Genomic DNA, 18,367 nt, shown 5'->3' with positions numbered 1-18,367 from the left:
TTTAGTTCTGAATCAGACGTGGGTTATTAAAGACTTTATCCAATATATGCCGATGAATGAAACGCAGTTTATCTTTCACAGCTTCAGTCAGCTTAAACGGGTAAGCATCTTCCAGACCCATACTGCGGTTTAAAGCATTCAAGTTAAAAGTCAGGGTGACCCAGTTTTCCAGGATATGTTCAAAATCCTGTCCACCAATCGGGCATTCTTTAAAGTCCATACTGGCCAGGTTTCGGCCATTACCTTCCACGCGTAGACCAGCATAAAATGCTGTTTCCAGTGTTTCCATGATATGCAGATAGTGCGACCAGGTTTCAGCCCAGTCTTCCCACGGGTGTGCGGTGGCATAGGGACTAATATATTTTTCATGCCAGTTAATAGGTGCACCCTGATTATAGTGCCTCTCGAGTGCTTCACTATAATTTTGCCGCTCATCCCCAAAATAATGGCGAAGTTCATCGAGTAATTCCGGGTGTAGGTGCTGGATGACATTAAAATAAAAATGCCCACTTTCATGACGAAAATGCCCTAATAATGTCCTGTAATTTTCACCCATATTGACCCGGGTGGTTTCACGATAAACCACATCGGCCTCGAAGGCATTTAAGGTAATCACACCATTGGCATGGCCGGTAAGTACTGGCTTGTCTTTTTCAGGAAGAAGAAAATCAAAACGCAAACCCAACGGATCATCATCCGAATGTTTTGGACGAGGCATAATGTTCATACGTTGGGTCAGATACAGAAAACGGCGTTTGGCTTCCTCGAGCCGATACCAGTAAATCATGTTCTCAGAATTCTCCAGATTCGGAATCACATGCGTCAGCTGACAGGATTCACAAAAATCTTCCTCGTCATCTACAGGGATCATCCAGTTACATACCTGATGATGGGTATAGTTATAACAAGGTTTATAACGGGAATGTTGATACTTTTCGGCAACGGGAACCCACTCCTGAGCATTCAGCTTTTTAAATGTCGTCATTTCTTTTTCGGATGCGATATAGCCGATAGGAGAAAGGCAGTGATCACATACGAATTTGGCGAAAAAGATCTGCTGTTCGCAAACTGGACATTCAAAATACTTCATCGATACTCCCTGCAAAATGAATGAATTACAATGAATTACTGAAACTCTATAATTTATATTCAGATTGCATTGCGGAATTTTATCCTGTTTAAAAATTCATCATAAAAATTTCTTAAAAAACACTATGTTGATTAATTGTAAAATGCGTGTGATCGATTATTCATTAAATTATAGTTTAGTGACTGTTTATAGAAGAAAAGCTGAGTGAACTGTAAAAACTGATGAACTGATTTATGTATTTTTTTCTTAAATAAAAAAACAGAGCACTAATTTAAAAAACTGAATAATGCAAACTATAAAAAAATTAGAGATCAAAAATTATTGAAAAAAATCGATTGAATCGCGTTTTTCAAAAGACCTAATTGGTATATATTTTGCTCAATTTTAAAACATACATAATGCTGAAAAATAAATTATTTTTAATTTTTTAGTTCTGCTTTTGGGGTATTAAAATATGATGAAGATAAGAAAAGCCACTGTTCAGGACACACTAGCAATTGCGAACGTCATTGCCCCATTTGTTGATGTCTTGATTTCTAGTGAAGAGGGACGCAAGCGTTTTCAACCTAAAATTCTTCAGACCATTTTTGATCGAGCTGATATTCATTATTTTGTTGGAGAAATTAATCAAAAAATTGTGGGCGTGGTGGCCTATATGGAACCTGCACACTTCATGCACTTTTTTCTGGATCCAGCTTATCAGGGGCAGGGATATGGACGACAAATGTGGAATTTTTTAGAAGAACAAATCTGTAATCAAGGGCATCAAAGGATCACAGTCAAATCCAGTTTATATGGCTTCAATATTTATAAAAAATTTGGTTTTGTAGAAACAGGTGAACTTACTCACAAACATGGCATTCGCTTTATTCCAATGGAAAAAGTTTATCCTGTTGAATCAAATATAGCTCCCTTAGAATAGGAAAGTCTTTTATTATAATTTAATCAAGAATCTGGAGTTATTTTCTTATTTTTTCAGCATAGTTCAAATCTAAGAAATCAATTTTATCCCTATCAGACTGATAAATTTTAATTATTTCTAAATTAGAAAATTAAACTTTTAGCTATTAGCCATTATCTCTTTTTTAATTAGTCATAGATTGTACTAAGGCATAGAATTAATTCACTTTTACGGTACTAATGATCAGGGTATGGCAATCAGCTGGATTTTCTTTACTTTAATGGCTGCATTTATGCAGGCTTGGCGAAATGCCTTTCAAAAACAGCTCAGTACTACTGTCGATATTTGGGGCGTGACACTGGCACGTTTCCTGTTTGGCTTGCCGCTGGCCGGGCTTTACATTGCAGCTTTATACCACTTCAAACCGGTAGAATGTGTGGTGCATTTTACCCCGAAGTACTGGATCTATATCCTGATTGCGGGTATCAGCCAGATTCTGGCAACCGCCTTGATGGTGCAGCTATTTAAACAGAAAAATTATGCGATTGGCGTTGGACTGGCAAAAAGTGAAGCGATTCTGGCAGCCATTATCGGAGTGATTTTTCTATCAGATCATCTTTCTGTACTGGCATGGATCGGGGTGCTGATCGGTGGTTATGCTGTGTTTTTGCTTAGTAAAGGCAATCAGCTGACCGGCTTATCCACCAAGACTTTAGCCATCGGAATCGGCAGCGGTTTGAGCTTTGCTATTACTTCACTCTTGGTACGTGAAGCCAGTCTGGAACTACCAATGTTGCCAACCGTACATCGCGCTTCATGGGTACTAATTTCGGTGATTGGTTTCCAGTGCATCAGTATGCTGATTTACCTGAGCCTGTTTAGTCGAAAAACCTTAGTTGCCATGTGGCAACGTTTAGGTCTAACCTTTAAAGTCAGCTTCTGCAGCTTTATAGCATCCCTCGGCTGGTTTACCGCCATGAGTATGATGAGCGTGCCAATCGTGAAAACCTTGGGACAAATCGAAATCCTGTTCAGTCTGCTGATTTCAGCTTATTTCTTTAAAGAAAAACTGGCGCGTGCCGAGCATTGGGGCTTGGTACTGGTGGTGATTGCAGCGATGCTGGTGATCTGGGCTTAACAAATACTCGAATAAAAGAAAGCCACGAATTATCGTGGCTTTTTTATAAGAATGAATGTCCCGTCCTGAAATAAGTTTACACCTTAAGAGACTTATTTTATGGAACATGCACACGAACAACGAGTTAAACGCACACAACGTGATTATAGCTTCGCCTTTAAAATGATGGTTGTACATGAAGTAGAAAAAGGGCAAATTACTTATAAACAAGCTCAGGCAAAATATGGTATTCAAGGAAGATCAACTGTGCTGGTATGGTTACGCAAGCACGGACAACAGGACTGGACTTCGAATATGCCGACTTCTTCTAAACGCCAATTAACCCCCCAACAACGAATCCGCCAATTAGAAAAGCAGTTAGCCGCAGAAAAGCTTAAAACTGAATTTATTCAGGATGTGATTTATCACATTGATAAAGAATGTGGGACTGATCTTGGAAAAAAGTATACCGAGCACGTTTCAAAGATTGGCAAAGCCAAAGAAGACTAAGCGTTTCACGTTATTGTCAGTGGTTGGGAATCACCCGACAAGCTTATTATCAAGCAGAAAAACGTGCTCAAATGGCTGCACAAGCAACTGAACAAATACTTGAGTTGGTTATGGAATATCGTTGTCTCATGCCAAGTATCGGAACACGTAAGCTGTATTGGCTTATTAAAGGCAAATTGTTGCAGCGTGGTTTAAAGTGTGGACGGGATCAGTTATTTAAAATATTGAAAGAGCATAATTTATTGATTCGCCCCAAGCGTCGCTATACAAAAACTACGGATAGCAAGCATTGGATGAAGAAGCATCCAAATTTATTAAAGGATTATTCAGCAGTGCAAGCCAACGAAGTCTTTGTTAGTGATATTACTTATGTTGAGAGTGCTGAAGGCGTACATTATTTATCCTTAGTGACAGATGCTTATACCCGTCAGATTAAAGGTTATAAGTTATCGAATGATATGCGTGCGGAGAATGTTGTGCAGGCTCTACATATGGCGATGCAGCATGTGACGGATCGAGCGACAAGGATGATTCATCATTCAGACAGAGGCTCTCAGTATTGCTCTGAACTATATCAATCGGCATTACGCCATTATGGGGTATGTCCTTCTATGACAGATGGAGGAGACTGTTACCAGAATGCATTAGCAGAGCGGATTAATGGAATATTAAAGCAGGAGTTTTTAATTACACGATGTCAAACCATGAAAGAGTTAGATCACTTAATTGCGGAATCTATCATGATTTATAATTGCTATAGACCACATTTAAGTTTAAATATGAACACCCCGAATCAGACGTATGAGCAAACTAAAACCGAGCTAATTGCTTAACTCGGTTTGAAGTGGAATACTGTCAATCTATTTCAGGACAAGACAGAATTAAGCAGCAAGAAAAGTTTGTACTGCCTGATTAAAGGCTTCCGGTTGTTCAATATTGGAAATATGCGAAGCATTGATTTCAAACAACTGGCTATTCGCAATACGTTGCTGCATAAACTGTCCATCTGCAACAGTCGTCACCGGATCCTGCTGACCCGCAATAATCAGCACAGGGATTTGAATGCTACTAAGTTGTTCGCGGACATCCGCCTTAGCCAGAGCTTCACAGCAGTTTGCATAGCCTTCTGGGCTGCCAGCTCCGAGGTCGTTTGAAAGTTCTGCAACGACTGCCGGGTTGCTCTGGATAAAGGGATCGGTAAACCAGCGTGATGCCGCAGTTGCAGCAATCGGAGCAAGACCTTGCTCACGGACAAGCGCAGCACGGTCTTGCCATGCCTGTTCCTGGCCAATTTTGGCTGCAGTATTGCAGACAATCACCTGGCTAAAACGTTCTGGCTTATGAATCGCTAACCATTGACCGGTTAAGCCACCCATAGAAATACCACAGAATGCTGCTTTTGCAATGTTCAAATGATCCAGAAGATTCACTATATCCTGACCCAACTGCTCCAGGCTATACGGGCCTTGCGGTGCTTCCGAACCACCATGACCACGGGTGTCATAGCAGATTACGTAATAATCTTGCTGGAAATGCGCAATCTGTGGCTGCCACATGCTGTATTTGGTGCCCAGTGAGTTGGAAAATACCAAGGCAGGTTTGTTGGCATCCCCAAAAATCTGGTAATTAATCTGGGCATCATTTGATGTAAATGTTGGCATTTGTTATTCCTTTTATTTCCTTCTAAAAGTTCCTCCCTGAACAAGGCATAAGCACTGCTTAAGCCTTGTGCAAGAAAGGGAGGTTAGGAGGGATTTTTTAAACACGTTCAATAATCAAAGCAATACCTTGACCGACACCAATACACATTGAACACAGCGCATATTGACCACCGGTTTGTTCCAGCTGGTTGAGTGCAGTCGTCACTAAACGCGCGCCTGAAGCACCGAGTGGATGACCCAAAGCAATCGCACCACCATTTGGATTGACTTTCTCTGAACCGTCTTCGATACCCAAGTCACGGGTACATGCCAGTGCCTGAGCAGCAAAAGCTTCATTCAGCTCAATCACATCCATCTGCTCTAAAGTCAGACCGGTTTGTACCAGTAATTTCTTGATGGCAGGTGCTGGACCAAAACCCATGATTCGTGGTTCAACACCTACAACGGTTGAGCCAATAATTTTGGCACGTGGTTTTAAGCCATGCTGAGCAACAGCTTCATCAGATGCAATCAGCAGGGCAGCCGCACCATCGTTAATACCAGAAGCATTACCCGCCGTTACAGTCCCCTCTGCTTTCACCACAGGTTTCAGTTTCGCCAGAGCTTCTGCTGTGGTAGAGGCACGCGGATGTTCATCAGTATCGACAACGATCGGATCGCCTTTACGCTGCGGAATCACCACAGGAATGATTTCCTTGGCAAAGAAACCATTGGCCTGCGCTGCTGCGGTACGTTGCTGGCTGGTCAGAGCAAACTTGTCCTGATCTTCACGGTTGATATTGAACTGTTCTGCCAGATTTTCAGCAGTTTGCGGCATGGTTTCTACGCCGTACATTTCTTTCAGTTTCGGATTGATAAAACGCCAGCCCATGGTGGTGTCTTCAATCTTCTGGCTACGGCCATACGCTGTTTCTGACTTGCCCATCACGAATGGGGCACGCGACATGCTTTCTACACCACCGGCAATAATCAGATGGGCTTCACCGGCTTTAATCGCACGTGCTGCCATCGCGACTGCATCCATCGATGAACCACACAGACGGTTCACGGTCGTTGCCGGCACCTGATAAGGCAGACCTGCAAGTAGTGAAGACATACGACCGACGTTACGATTGTCTTCACCGGCCTGATTGGCACAGCCATAAATCACGTCATCGACCTGTTCCCAGTTTACCGATGGGTTACGTTCCATCAAAGCTTTAATTGGCAGCGCACCTAAATCATCTGCACGGACAGGCGCGAGGCCACCGGCATAACGGCCGAATGGGGTACGGATGGCATCGATAATATATGCGTTTTTCATTGTGTATTTGCTCACATATTTAAAAGAAGAAAACTCCTCCCTTTTTAAAGGGAGGTTGGGAGGGATTTAATGAAGTAGTTTTAATCCTCAAATCCTCCCTAAATCCCTCCTTTAATAAAGGAGGGACTTCCCCTTAATTTGATTGAGTCGCATCAATCAGTTTGGCACCAGTTAATGCCTGCAATTCTTCAAATGACAGACCTTCGACTTTTTCAATGATTTTCATGCCTTCAGGAGTGACATCAATTACACACAGGTCAGTATAGATGCGGTCCACACATTTCAGGCCAGTCGCAGGATAAGTCAGTTCAGCCACAATCTTAGGTTCGCCTTTTTTAGTGACGTGATCAGTAGTGATAAAGACTTTCTTGGCGCCGACGGCCAGATCCATCGCGCCACCGACTGCAGGAATTGCATCGGGTGCACCGGTATGCCAGTTGGCCAGATCACCATTTTCAGCGACTTGGAAAGCACCCAAAACTGCGATATCTAAGTGTCCGCCGCGCATCATCGCAAAAGAATCCCCATGATGGAAAAAAGCACCGCCAGTCAGCATGGTCACAAATTCTTTACCGGCATTGATCAGTTCAGGGTCTTCTTCACCTTTGGCAGGTGGCGGGCCAAAAGCTAGCAAGCCATTTTCAGAATGCAGGAAAACATCCTTGTCTGCAGGCAGATAGCTAGCAATCTTGGTCGGCAGGCCAATACCAAGGTTGACATAGGTACCATCAGGAATGTCCTGGGCAACACGTTCAGCAATCTGGTCGCGGGTCAGTTTGATATAGCTCATGATTTTGCTCCTGAATTACTGTGCCGTTTGTACTTGGACAACGTGTTGGACAAAGATGCCCGGGGTAATAATGTGTTCCGGATCCAGCTCACCGAGTTCAACCACTTCAGCGACTTGGGCAATGGTAATGTCTGCGGCCATCGCCATGATTGGACCAAAGTTACGTGCGGATTTACGGTAAACCAGATTGCCCCAGCGATCGCCTTTATGCGCCTTGATCAGGGCAAAGTCTGCTTTAATTGGATTTTCTAAAACGTAATCTTTGCCTTCATAATTCAGGGTAGGCTTGCCTTCCGCCAGCAAGGTACCAAAACCGGTAGGCGTGTAGATTGGCCCTAGCCCCATACCTGCAGCCTGAATCCGGCAGGCCAGGTTTCCTTGCGGCACCAGTTCCAGCTCGATTTTTCCGGCACGGTACAGCTCGTCAAAGACCCATGAGTCTGACTGGCGCGGGAAAGAGCAGATGATTTTACGTACTGCGCCAGTCTTTAGCAGTTTTGCCAGACCATAGTCACCATTGCCGGCATTATTGTTAACGATCACCAGATCTTTCACGCCCAGCTCAATCAGACCATCAATCAGTTCAGCAGGCTGACCTGCGGTACCGAAACCACCAATCATGATGGTGGAACCGTCTTTGATTTGTGAAAGTGCTTCAACCAGAGAAGCAGAACTTTTATCAATCATAATCTTTCCTTTACTGCCTATCACTCAGGCACGTTTTGAATCAGAAGCTAAATTTGTTTTCGGTGAAGATTTCTTTGAGGTAAGTACAAAGTGCGCCAGCAGGCCGATACAGATGCCCCAGACCACAGAACTCATGCCCAACAGGCTCATGCCAGAAGCAGTAGCTAGAAAGGTAATCAGGGCAGATTCACGCTGGTTTTCGGTTTGCATGGCCACGGTCAGGTTGCTGGAAATTGCACCGAGTAATGCCAAACCAGCCAGTGCAGCGACCAGTTCTTTTGGAAACAGGCTAAACAGCATTACAATGCTGCCAGCAAACAGGCCACCGAGGATGTAAAACAGTCCATTACAGATACCAGCGATATAACGTTTGTCTTTGGCTTCATGCGCATCTGCACCCATACACAGGGCTGCAGTAATCGAACCAAGCACGGTTGTGATGGCACCAAAGCAGACAAAAATCAGTGAGGTAATACTGGCGGTGGTAATAATCGGTTTGGCTGGAACGTTATAACCAGACAGCTTTAATAAACTCATGCCTGGCAGGAACTGGCCCGAAAGGCTAACCAGAATCAGCGGGAGTGCCAGGTTTAGGGTAGAATTCCAGCTCCATTCTGGTTGGATGAATTGAGGAATAGCAATACTGAAATTCATGGTAACGGGCTGGAATTTGCCAAAGATCAAACTCAGGATCAGCCCTACACCCAGTACCCAGAGCATGGCATAGCGTGGGTTAAAGCGTTTCGCGATCAGGAACACCATCAGCATGCTGGTCACGATGATGGGCATGTTTTCGGTAGCAGTAAAAAGCCCAAGTCCAAAATTCACTAGAATCCCGGCCATCATCCCGGCAGCTACCGATTGTGGAATCAAGGCCAGTAATTTGTCGAAATAACCTGTAATACCAATCACGAACAACACCACAGCTGTGGTGATATAGGCGGCAATGGCTTCATTCAGGGAAATTTCAGGAAACAGGGTCACCAGTAGGGCTGTTCCTGGTGCTGACCAGGCCATCACTACCGGGACTTTAAACTTCACCGACAGGTAAATGCTGGAAATAGCAGCAGCGATGGAAATACCCCAGATCCATGAAATCATCATGGCAGGCGAGACCTGCGCCTGCTGGGCCGCCTGGAAAAAAATAATCAGGGGACCGGAATAGGAAATCAGCACTGCTAAAAATCCTGCCACAGTGGCTGAAATTGACCAGTCATCCTTCAGGGTTTGAAACAGGTGTGTCATTGCGGTTGCCTCCTTGCGGTCAATGAACCTGTATGCAATCAGGTTTAACCCTGATCACCGCCACCAACGGGAACCACGGTTCCAGTCATATACGATGCTTCATCTGAAGCGAGGAACAGAATGGCGTTGACCTGTTCCTGGATCGTGCCATAGCGTTTCATATGGCTGCGATCCTTGGTTTGGTCGACCACATCCTGCATCCATTGTTCTTCCTGTTCACTCAGCGGTTTGGCATTGCGTGGAATCTTGCGTGGCGGTGCTTCGGTACCACCGGTTGCCACTGCATTCACGCGGATACCATCTTTGGCATAGGCAAAGGCCAGGGAAGCGGTCAGCGCATTTACGCCACCTTTGGAAGCCGAATACGGCGCACGATGGATCCCGCAGGTCGCAATCGATGACACATTCACGATCGTGCCTTGCTGCTGCTTGATCATTTGCGGTAGCACTGCACGGCAACACCACATGGTTGGGAACAATGAACGGTTCACTTCCTTGATGATTTCTTCTTCAGAAAATTCTTCAAAAGGTTTCATCCAGATCGCACCGCCAACATTGTTGATCAGCACATCAATACGTCCATAGGTCTCTAGTGCTTTGGCCATGACAGCTTCGGCACCGGCATAGGTTTCCAGATTGGCCTTGACAATAATGGCATCACCGCCAGCCGCTTCGATTTCTGCCAGGGTTTCCTGCACATAGTCCGAAATATCGGCCAATACTACTTGTGCGCCTTCAGCAGCAGCCTGGATGGCTACACCGCGGCCGATGCCTTGGGCAGCACCGGTCACGATCACGACTTTATTTAAAAATCTTTGACGTTCGGTCATGTCGAAATATCCTCAATCAGTTGGCAGAGAATTTTTCAAACAGGAAGCTGGCAGGTTTGACACCTTCCGCATCCAGCCAACCGCGAACTGCTTCAACCATCAGCACCGGACCACACAGGTAGATATCGACATCTCCAGCGTTCAGCCATTCGTTTTCGATATGACCGTTCACATAACCTTTACGCTCATGTGTAGATTCTGGATTTGCGACCACCGTGCGATATTCGAACCATGGGAATTTGTCCTGTAGTTCATTCAGCTTTTCAATTGCGACCAGGTCAAAGTCATTGGTCACTCCAAAGACCAGACGTACTGGATGTTCAGACCCTTTTTCTTCCAGTACCTGTAACATCGACATAAATGGTGCGATGCCTGTACCACCTGCCAGCATCAATACTGGACGGGTCACATTACGCAGATAGAAGCTGCCGAATGGACCGGTAAAGATCATTTTGTCACCCGCTTTTGCATCAGCGCTGAGGAAACTCGACATTTTGCCATTAGGGACATTACGAACTACAAAACCAGTTAAACGGTTACCCGGTTTAGAGCTGAATGAATAAGAACGTGTTTCGGTGCTTCCAGGAATACCGACATTGACATATTGTCCGGCCAGAAAATGGATATCTGGTTGACCATCATCGAGTTGAATATCAAAGGTAATTGTGGAATCAGACAGATTTTCTACACGGGCCAACGTACCTTGAAATGCGTGAATCTCGGTTTTGCAGACATCAGATGAGGCCTGGATCTGGAACACGGCATCCGAAGTCGGCTTACATTGGCAAGCCAGAATAAATCCTTCTGCAGCTTCTTCTGGAGTTAGTGCATCTTCAATATACATTTCTTCAGGCATGTCATACGCACCTGATTCACAAAAAGCGCGGCACGTTCCACATGCACCGTCACGGCAATCTAGAGGGATATTGATCTTTTGACGGTAAGCTGCATCGGACAGGGTTTCGCCTTGGGTAACACTAATAAAACGTGTAACGCCATCTTCAAATTGGAGTGCAACATTGTGGTTTGACATGGCTGAATATCCTATATAAATCTTTGAAACTTAGCCTTTCAGCCATATTTCCCTGGCTGAAAGGCTTTTTGACGTTGCTGTCGAAACAGTCTTAGAGGTGATAAATGTCGATAACCTGGTTGATGTAATCGTTTTTCAGCACCACGTATTTGCTTAAAATCTGTGGTTTTTCGCCTGAAAAATCGATCACATAACGAGACATACCGAAGTAGCTGTAACTGGTTTTGTAACGGAAACTCAGGGTATTCCAGTTAAAGCGCACAGTGACCTTGTCACCATCACGTTCCACAATTTCAATATTGCAGATGTTGTGGCTGGTACGGGTATCCGGCATGGTGGCTGATGAACGTTCCGTCTTGATCCGGAACACACGGTCTTCCAGGCCCTGACGGTCAGGGTAGTAGATCAGTGAGATTTCAGACTGTGGATCTTCGGTCAGACGGTCATCATCATCCCAAGCTGGCATCCAGAAAGAAGCAGTAGGGGCGTAGCACTGTAACCAGTCATCCCATTGCTCATCATCTAAAAAGCGGGCTTCCTGATACAGGAACTGTGCAATATTTTCTAAAGTGATGTCGCTCATGCGGTTTCTCCTTCAGTGCTTGCAGCAATTTCTTTTTCGGTCGCAATGCCTTTTTTGATCAGTTCTAGCCAGTACTGGTGTTGTGCCAGATATAAGCCTTCATCTTCAGTTTTAATGCCGGACAGTTTTGGTTTCAGGCCAATTTCATTGGCTGCATCATCCGGCCCTTGAATCCAGTGTTTAGACCCGCGACACATGTCGTTCCATTCCAGTGCGATCCCGGCATAACCAGCCTGACAGGCACGGAATTCTTCAAGATCGTCCGGAGTTGCCATACCAGAAGCATTAAAGAAGTCTTCATACTGACGGATACGGCGGGTGCGTGCTTCAGGCTCTTCACCGACAGGACCGATACAGTAAATGGTCACTTCAGTCTTATCGACAGAGATCGGACGCAGGACACGAATTTGTGAGCCGAACTGATCCATGAAGTAAACGTTTGGATAGATACACAGGTTACGTGAACGCTCGATCATCCATTTCGCCATGGCTTCGCCATAACGCTCGGTATATTCATTTTTCTTGGCAAAGTTTGGACGGTCTTCCGGGTTGGCCCATTCTGTCCAAAGCAGCATGTGACCATGTTCAAAGCCATAAGAACCACCGCCTTGTTTGCCCCATGAACCTGCGCTCATGGCACGAATATTATCGCCAGCTTCTTTTTCCTTACGTTGCTGAGTGGTCGCAGCGTAGTTCCAGTGCACAGCAGAGACGTGATAACCATCGGCACCGTTTTCAGCAGTCAACTTCCAGTTACCTTCATAGGTATAAGTTGAAGAACCGCGTAAAACTTCCAGACCTTGTTCAGACTGACCCACGATCATGTCAATGATTTTAGTCGCTTCGCCCAGGTATTCTTTCAGTGAAGGAACATCCGGATTCAAGCTACCAAACAGGAAGCCTTTATAGCTTTCAAAACGGGCAACTTTTTTCAAGTCATGAGAACCGTCTTGGTTAAAGCAATCTGAATAGCCTGCATCAGCTGGATCTTTCACTTTTAACAGCTTGCCCGAGTTATTGAATGTCCAGCCATGGAATGGGCAGGTATAAGTTGCTTTATTGCCACGTTTGTAGCGGCAGAGCTGTGCACCACGGTGTGAGCAGGCATTGATCATGGCATTCAGTTCGCCATTGCGGTTACGTGCAATGATGATTGGCTGACGGCCAATATGGGTTGTGTAGTAATCGTTGTTATTGGGAATTTGGCTCTCATGGGCCAGATAAACCCAGTTTCCTTCAAAAATGTATTTCATTTCCAGATCAAACAGGGCTTGATCAGTAAATACGGAACGGTGCAGTTTAAATTCACCAGATTCAAAATCATCGACCAGTAATTCATCAATACGGTCTAAATGGCTGGTGTTAATTACAGGAATACGAGGCATGTCCAGTCTCCGACTTTCCAAGGAGGGGAAGTCATCGGGATGTTGCTCAGACTGACATCCCGATTCCATTTTGAATTAAGCGCTTGCGCGACGACGTTCTACTTCAGTGCTTGGCGCTGCAGCTTGGTCTTTCACCAGTTCAATATTGAACTGGATATGTTTGAATGGACCATTTAAACCGCGGCGTGCGATTTCAGCTTCATCGGTCACATCATCAGCAGTTGCGACCAGACCATCACGTGTGGCGAATGCAAAGTCATCCCACAGGTACTGATCGCCTTCGATGTTGAACTGTGTGGTTAACTTGCGGTAACCGGGTGCAGATACGAAGTAATGCACATGAGATGGGCGGTTACCGTGACGACCTAATTTGTCCAGTACGAACTGGGTGGTACCTTCAGGTGGGCAGCCATAACCGACCGGCATGGTGGTCAGCGCCACATATTTACCGTCTTGACCGGTAAAGATAGAACGGCGCAGGTTAAAGTCAGATTGCGACTTGTCAAAGAAAGAATAGTTGCCCAGGCTATTGGCATGCCAGACTTCAACTTTTGCACCTTCAATGATGTTACCGTCAGTATCGGTCACTGTGCCTTCAATAATCAGGGTTGGAATTTTGCCTTCTTCAGAACCGTCATCCATACGCGCAAAACCAACTGACTCAGGTGCACCTGCAACATACAGCGGGCCTTCGATAGTACGTGGTGTACCACCAGTAATGCCGGCTTTGGCATCTGCTTCATCCGCGCGTAAGTCTAAGTAATGTTCCAGACCCAGACCTGCAGCCAGTAAACCTAATTCATTGGCCTGACCTGCATCAGTAAAGTATTCCAAGCCTTTCCAGAGTTCAGTCTGAGAAATATCAAGATCTTCAATAGCCTGGAAAAGATCACCTAATAAACGTACAACAACTTGTTGTACACGCTCATTGACTGGTCCTGTCGCTGTATCGACATTCATTTTTTTAACCAGTGCATCAATTTCTTGGCGGTTCATACTATTGCTCCTAAAGTATGTTTTCATATTTTAGTGGCGCATGTTTTAGCATTCGTTTGGCTGGCTAAATCTTGCTGGCCACAAGTCCTTTTGGATTACCCTCAGGTGTATGGGTGGGAAGGATTTTTTTTATTTCCATTCCCGAATTTATTCATTACTTGTCATCATCCCGAATCGATGATGGATGGCGGTTCAATGCCATAACTTCGATGTTCATATACGGATAGAGCGGCAAGCCCTGTAGCAGGTTGTGCAACTCTTCATTGCTTTCAACATCAAAAATACTGATGTTTGAATACTGCCCGGTGATGCGCCAGATATGACGCCACTTACCCTGACGTTGCAGATCCTGTGAATAGGCTTTTTCGACAGCCTTAATTTCATTGGCCTGTTCAACTGGCATATCTTTTGGAATATTGACGTCCATTCGTACTTGGAAAAGCATGGGATTCTCCTGGAATTATTGACGACGCAAGTTGTCAATTTTGTTTTCATCCAACTCAATACCCAGACTTGGTCCTTTCGGAATCTCAAGTTCAAAGTTTTGATACTGGAGTGGGGTTTTTAAAATATCTTCAGTCAGTAGCAGGGGGCCAAACAGTTCGGTGCCATAAGCGAGACTTTCAAAAGTCGAGAAGGCATGGGCAGAGGCGATCGTGCCCACCGGGCCTTCCAGCATGGTGCCGCCATACAGATCGATGCCTGCCAGCTGTGCCACTTTTGCAACTTCACAGCCTTCAATCAGGCCACCGGACTGCGCTACTTTGACTGCAAAAACTGATGAACCATGCTGACGTGCGATCTGATAGGCAGACTGTGGCCCCATCAAGGATTCATCTGCCATGATGGCGATATCAAAACGCTGGGTCAGACGTCGCATTGCATCCAGATTGTCAATGGCGCACGGCTGTTCAATCAGATCAATGCCGCCGTCCTGGAGTAACTGAATGCCTTTAATCGCGTCCAGCTCTGACCAGGCACGGTTGACGTCCACACGGATTGAAATGTCTTTGCCCAATGCCTGTTTAATGGCAAGCACGTGTTCAACATCCTGTTCCACTGGACGAGAACCAATTTTCAGTTTGAAAATATTGTGGCGTTTGGCCGCAATCATTTTCTGGGCTTCAGCAATGTCTTTCTCGGTATTGCCAGATGCCAGTACCCACAGCACTGGTACGCTGTTACGTAAACGTCCACCTAGAATTTCACTCAGTGGCTGGTTCAAACGTTGTGCCTGAATATCCAGTAGCGCAGTTTGAATGGCACATTTGGCAAAACGGTTACCATTAATATTCTTTTTGATGGCTCGTAATGTCTGTGCAACATTCAAACCCGATAATGTTTTCAGAAGCGGTGCAAAGTAAGTCTCAATATTCACTTTGACACTTTCTGGGCTTTCTTCACCGTAGCCTAAACCGCCAATAGTGGTGGCTTCGCCCCAACCCACATAGCCGTCTTCAGTGGTGATTTTGACCAGGACCAGTGTCTGGGTTTGCATGGTTGCGACAGCCATTTTGTGAGGACGGATCGTCGGTATTTGAACCAGCAAGGTTTCAACTGACTTATACATAATTACGCTTCACATTCTTGCTTTAATGTTTTGACTTGATATACCTTAAAAGAATAATTTTGATTGGTCTAAGATCGATTTAGCATTTTTTTATACTTTAAAGGTATGCAGGAATATGGAACTCAGGCATTTGCGTTACTTTGTCGCAGTTGTCGAAGAACAAAGTTTTACCAAGGCGGCAGAAAAACTGTTTATTGCTCAACCACCTTTAAGCAGACAGATACAAAATCTGGAACAGGAACTGGATATTCAGCTCTTTGAAAGAGGTAGCCGACCGCTTAAGACCACAGAAGCAGGTCAATTCTTCTACCAGCATGCGGTTAAACTTTTGTCTAATGCGGAAGAAATCAAATCGATGACCAAGCGGATTGGTATCGCGGATCGCACCATTAGTATTGGTTTTGTTGGCTCGTTATTGTTCGGTTTGCTATCGCGTATTGTGTTTTTATTTAAGCAGCAACATCCCCAGCTCAAAATTGAGATGGTTGAAATGAATACTTCAGAGCAGATTCAGGCACTTAAGGAAGGGCGGATTGATGTCGGTTTTGGACGCTTGAGAATTTCAGATCCAGCAGTGAAACGGGTGTTGCTGCGTGAAGAAAGACTCATGGTCGCTGCGCATTCCAGCCATTTTTTCTCGCAACGAGATGGCGTGAACCTGGCTGAACTGGTGGATCAGCCACTCTTTTTATACCCGAATAATGGTAAGGCTAATTTTTCTACCCAGGTGCGCGGTATATTTTCCGAGTATGGACTAGAGCCGAAAAATATCCGTGCAGTCAGTGAATTGCAACTGGCGCTGGGTTTTGTGGCTGCTGGAGAGGGTGTTTGTATCGTGCCGGAAAGTGCCCAGAATATTCGTCTGGCACATTTAAACTTTATCCCTTTATTAGATGAATTTGCGGTCAGTCCGGTCTTTATGGCGATTCGTAATATGGATGAAAGTGAATATATTCGTTATCTGTTTGATGCAGTTTATCAGGTCTATGATCTTGAAGCGATTAAATATGATCGTGCGGTGTTTTAAACAAGATTAAAAATTTTTTAGATGCTATATAAAATAGGTGAAATTATTATTTAATGACTGAATTAAAGTCGTTTTATTTAGATGAATATCATTAAGGCATAGTAAATAAAGCCTTTTCTTGAAGGCAGACTTTATAGGTATAGAAGCATGCCTATTCAGTTTTGGACATTTATGCACATCTTCTGCATTGTGAATCTCACAAATTGAACTTCACAATTAGGAGGTGAAGATGTCTACAAATAAAGTGAATATAAATACGCTGATCGATGAAGCAAAGTTCACACCTTTTCATTGGGGCGTCCTGATCTGGTGTTTGCTGATCATTATTTTTGACGGTTATGACCTGGTGATTTACGGCGTAGCGTTACCGCTACTGATGCAGGAATGGTCACTCAGTGCAGTACAGGCCGGCATGTTAGCCAGCACCGCCTTGTTCGGTATGATGTTTGGAGCCATGAGCTTCGGGACCTTATCGGATAAACTGGGACGTAAAAAAACCATCATGATCTGTGTCGCGATCTTTAGTGGTTTTACGTTTATCGGTGCCTTTGCAACATCACCTGTCGAATTCGGAATTCTACGTTTTCTTGCCGGACTTGGTATTGGTGGTGTGATGCCCAACGTTGTTGCCCTGATGACGGAATACGCACCGAAGCGGATTCGCAGCACGCTGGTTGCTTTAATGTTTAGTGGTTATGCGATCGGCGGCATGACATCTGCCTTACTTGGCGCATGGCTGGTGCCACAGTTTGGCTGGAAAATCATGTTTTTACTTGCGGGTACTCCTTTACTGTTCCTGCCGATACTCTGGAAATATTTACCAGAATCATTGATGTATCTGACTAATAAGCAGCAGACTGCTCAAGCGCAAAGCATTATTCAGAAAATCTCACCAACACAGGTAATTGGATCTGACACCCAGTTTGTCCTGAATGAAGTGCAAAAAGGCGATGAAGCACCTTTAAAAGCATTATTCCAGCAAGGCCGTACATTTAGTACCTTTATGTTCTGGTTGGCATTTTTTATGTGTCTATTAATGGTTTATGCACTGGGCAGCTGGTTACCAAAACTGATGATCCAGGCTGGATATTCACTGGGTGCCAGCATGATCTTCCTGTTTGCCCTGAATATTGGCGGCATGATCGGAGCTATTGGTGGGGGTTATCTGGCAGACCGTTTCCATATCAAAAAAGTACTGACAATCATGTTTCTTTGCGGGGCAGCTTCTTTAATCCTGCTCGGTTATAACAGTCCGCAATTCGTGCTTTATAGCTTGATTGCAGTGGCCGGTGCAGCAACCATTGGTTCTCAAATCCTGCTCTATACCTTCGTGGCACAATATTATCCATCGACGGTGCGTTCCACCGGCATGGGTTGGGCTTCCGGAATTGGGCGTATCGGTGCGATCGTTGGACCGGTATTGACAGGTGCTTTACTCACCATGAATTTACCGCATCAAATGAACTTCTTTGCAATTGCGATTCCCGGTTTGATTGCTGCGCTGGCAATTTTCCTGGTGAACTTAAAAATGTCTGTAGAAGGTCAAGCCCTTGCTACACCTGATATTCGTACTGATTCTCTCGCTGAAAAAGCAAGTTAATGGATTAAATATCAATTAATAAAGAAAACAATTCTAATG

At 44.8% G+C, this 18,367-nt stretch carries 18 protein-coding genes; 5 read left to right on the top strand and 13 right to left on the bottom strand.

The genetic code is table 11. The features are described from left to right. Position 1: 1 nt before the first annotated feature. Positions 2-1,090, bottom strand: coding sequence for a zinc-binding metallopeptidase family protein (locus tag FOC32_RS12345; RefSeq protein ID WP_175967701.1), 1,089 nt, complete (start codon positions 1,088-1,090; stop codon positions 2-4). Positions 1,091-1,547: 457 nt separating this feature from the next. On the opposite strand from FOC32_RS12345, the gene FOC32_RS12340 reads away from it, so the two are divergent. The 3 genes from FOC32_RS12340 (at position 1,548) to FOC32_RS12330 (ending at position 4,451) form a co-directional block, all read left to right on the top strand. Further along, entirely contained in the window at positions 1,548-2,012 is a 465-nt protein-coding gene (locus tag FOC32_RS12340; protein ID WP_175968213.1) for a GNAT family N-acetyltransferase, read from the top strand. A gap of 229 nt (positions 2,013-2,241) precedes the next feature. Beyond that, positions 2,242-3,129, top strand: a complete 888-nt coding sequence (locus FOC32_RS12335) for a DMT family transporter (RefSeq protein WP_175967699.1) — start codon at positions 2,242-2,244, stop codon at positions 3,127-3,129. A 99-nt stretch (positions 3,130-3,228) separates the two neighbouring features. After that, a protein-coding gene (locus FOC32_RS12330; protein WP_175967698.1) for an IS3 family transposase occupies positions 3,229-4,451 on the top strand; the annotation gives its coding sequence in 2 pieces (ribosomal slippage) (positions 3,229-3,565 and positions 3,565-4,451; 1,224 coding nt in all). A gap of 48 nt (positions 4,452-4,499) precedes the next feature. Here the strand turns inward: FOC32_RS12330 and pcaD are convergent. The 12 genes from pcaD to FOC32_RS12270 all read right to left on the bottom strand — a co-directional run bounded on the left by pcaD (position 4,500) and on the right by FOC32_RS12270 (position 15,701). Further along, positions 4,500-5,279: a 3-oxoadipate enol-lactonase gene (gene pcaD, locus FOC32_RS12325; protein WP_175967696.1), complete on the bottom strand. Its 780-nt coding sequence runs from the start codon at positions 5,277-5,279 to the stop codon at positions 4,500-4,502. Positions 5,280-5,376: 97 nt separating this feature from the next. Further along, positions 5,377-6,582, bottom strand: coding sequence for a 3-oxoadipyl-CoA thiolase (pcaF, locus tag FOC32_RS12320; protein WP_175967694.1), 1,206 nt, complete (start codon positions 6,580-6,582; stop codon positions 5,377-5,379). Between the two features lie 133 nt (positions 6,583-6,715). Continuing rightward, the gene (locus tag FOC32_RS12315) at positions 6,716-7,372 is read right to left on the bottom strand and encodes a 3-oxoacid CoA-transferase subunit B (RefSeq protein ID WP_175967692.1); all 657 of its coding nucleotides are present in this window, start codon (positions 7,370-7,372) and stop codon (positions 6,716-6,718) included. Positions 7,373-7,387: 15 nt separating this feature from the next. After that, positions 7,388-8,059 (bottom strand): 3-oxoacid CoA-transferase subunit A, encoded by a 672-nt coding sequence (locus tag FOC32_RS12310; RefSeq protein WP_175967690.1) that lies wholly within the window; start codon positions 8,057-8,059, stop codon positions 7,388-7,390. A 24-nt stretch (positions 8,060-8,083) separates the two neighbouring features. Continuing rightward, the gene (gene benE, locus FOC32_RS12305) at positions 8,084-9,304 is read right to left on the bottom strand and encodes a benzoate/H(+) symporter BenE (protein WP_104426105.1); all 1,221 of its coding nucleotides are present in this window, start codon (positions 9,302-9,304) and stop codon (positions 8,084-8,086) included. A 44-nt stretch (positions 9,305-9,348) separates the two neighbouring features. Continuing rightward, positions 9,349-10,134, bottom strand: a complete 786-nt coding sequence (benD, locus tag FOC32_RS12300; RefSeq protein ID WP_175967688.1) for a benzoate diol dehydrogenase BenD — start codon at positions 10,132-10,134, stop codon at positions 9,349-9,351. 16 nt (positions 10,135-10,150) lie between these two features. After that, on the bottom strand, positions 10,151-11,167 hold the full coding sequence (benC, locus tag FOC32_RS12295; RefSeq protein WP_175967686.1) for a benzoate 1,2-dioxygenase electron transfer component BenC: 1,017 nt from the start codon (positions 11,165-11,167) through the stop codon (positions 10,151-10,153). 91 nt (positions 11,168-11,258) lie between these two features. Further along, a complete protein-coding gene (gene benB, locus FOC32_RS12290) occupies positions 11,259-11,750 on the bottom strand; it encodes a benzoate 1,2-dioxygenase small subunit (RefSeq protein WP_004785632.1) in 492 nt (163 codons plus the stop codon). Continuing rightward, entirely contained in the window at positions 11,747-13,135 is a 1,389-nt protein-coding gene (benA, locus tag FOC32_RS12285; protein WP_175967684.1) for a benzoate 1,2-dioxygenase large subunit, read from the bottom strand. The genes benB and benA overlap by 4 nt, the downstream gene beginning before the upstream one ends. A gap of 75 nt (positions 13,136-13,210) precedes the next feature. Then, positions 13,211-14,131 (bottom strand): catechol 1,2-dioxygenase, encoded by a 921-nt coding sequence (catA, locus tag FOC32_RS12280; RefSeq protein WP_175967683.1) that lies wholly within the window; start codon positions 14,129-14,131, stop codon positions 13,211-13,213. A gap of 154 nt (positions 14,132-14,285) precedes the next feature. Next, positions 14,286-14,576: a muconolactone Delta-isomerase gene (gene catC / locus FOC32_RS12275; RefSeq protein ID WP_104426111.1), complete on the bottom strand. Its 291-nt coding sequence runs from the start codon at positions 14,574-14,576 to the stop codon at positions 14,286-14,288. Positions 14,577-14,591: 15 nt separating this feature from the next. Further along, the gene (locus tag FOC32_RS12270) at positions 14,592-15,701 is read right to left on the bottom strand and encodes a muconate/chloromuconate family cycloisomerase (protein WP_175967682.1); all 1,110 of its coding nucleotides are present in this window, start codon (positions 15,699-15,701) and stop codon (positions 14,592-14,594) included. Between the two features lie 115 nt (positions 15,702-15,816). Here FOC32_RS12270 and FOC32_RS12265 point away from each other — a divergent pair, with 115 nt between their 5' ends. Further along, positions 15,817-16,728, top strand: a complete 912-nt coding sequence (locus tag FOC32_RS12265; protein WP_004785644.1) for a LysR family transcriptional regulator — start codon at positions 15,817-15,819, stop codon at positions 16,726-16,728. Positions 16,729-16,957: 229 nt separating this feature from the next. Next, the gene (locus FOC32_RS12260; RefSeq protein WP_175967680.1) at positions 16,958-18,328 is read left to right on the top strand and encodes an MFS transporter; all 1,371 of its coding nucleotides are present in this window, start codon (positions 16,958-16,960) and stop codon (positions 18,326-18,328) included. The last annotated feature ends 39 nt before the right edge of the window (positions 18,329-18,367 follow it).

It is taken from the genome of Acinetobacter sp. FDAARGOS_724 (assembly GCF_013364475.1).
GTDB classification, from domain to species: Bacteria; Pseudomonadota; Gammaproteobacteria; order Pseudomonadales; family Moraxellaceae; genus Acinetobacter; species Acinetobacter variabilis.
Note: the sequence above shows the minus strand (reverse complement) of the source record. Positions and strands in the feature narration are given on the sequence as shown.

Coding starts and splice junctions, on each gene's coding strand:
- FOC32_RS12260 (WP_175967680.1), top strand. CDS start 16,958: ATGTCTACAAATAAAGTGAATATAAATACGCTGATCGATGAAGCAAAG.
- benA (WP_175967684.1), bottom strand. CDS start 13,135: ATGCCTCGTATTCCTGTAATTAACACCAGCCATTTAGACCGTATTGAT.
- FOC32_RS12345 (WP_175967701.1), bottom strand. CDS start 1,090: ATGAAGTATTTTGAATGTCCAGTTTGCGAACAGCAGATCTTTTTCGCC.
- benD (WP_175967688.1), bottom strand. CDS start 10,134: ATGACCGAACGTCAAAGATTTTTAAATAAAGTCGTGATCGTGACCGGT.
- pcaD (WP_175967696.1), bottom strand. CDS start 5,279: ATGCCAACATTTACATCAAATGATGCCCAGATTAATTACCAGATTTTT.
- FOC32_RS12270 (WP_175967682.1), bottom strand. CDS start 15,701: ATGTATAAGTCAGTTGAAACCTTGCTGGTTCAAATACCGACGATCCGT.
- FOC32_RS12315 (WP_175967692.1), bottom strand. CDS start 7,372: ATGAGCTATATCAAACTGACCCGCGACCAGATTGCTGAACGTGTTGCC.
- FOC32_RS12335 (WP_175967699.1), top strand. CDS start 2,242: ATGGCAATCAGCTGGATTTTCTTTACTTTAATGGCTGCATTTATGCAG.
- FOC32_RS12310 (WP_175967690.1), bottom strand. CDS start 8,059: ATGATTGATAAAAGTTCTGCTTCTCTGGTTGAAGCACTTTCACAAATC.
- benE (WP_104426105.1), bottom strand. CDS start 9,304: ATGACACACCTGTTTCAAACCCTGAAGGATGACTGGTCAATTTCAGCC.
- pcaF (WP_175967694.1), bottom strand. CDS start 6,582: ATGAAAAACGCATATATTATCGATGCCATCCGTACCCCATTCGGCCGT.
- FOC32_RS12265 (WP_004785644.1), top strand. CDS start 15,817: ATGGAACTCAGGCATTTGCGTTACTTTGTCGCAGTTGTCGAAGAACAA.
- FOC32_RS12340 (WP_175968213.1), top strand. CDS start 1,548: ATGAAGATAAGAAAAGCCACTGTTCAGGACACACTAGCAATTGCGAAC.
- benC (WP_175967686.1), bottom strand. CDS start 11,167: ATGTCAAACCACAATGTTGCACTCCAATTTGAAGATGGCGTTACACGT.
- catA (WP_175967683.1), bottom strand. CDS start 14,131: ATGAACCGCCAAGAAATTGATGCACTGGTTAAAAAAATGAATGTCGAT.
- benB (WP_004785632.1), bottom strand. CDS start 11,750: ATGAGCGACATCACTTTAGAAAATATTGCACAGTTCCTGTATCAGGAA.
- catC (WP_104426111.1), bottom strand. CDS start 14,576: ATGCTTTTCCAAGTACGAATGGACGTCAATATTCCAAAAGATATGCCA.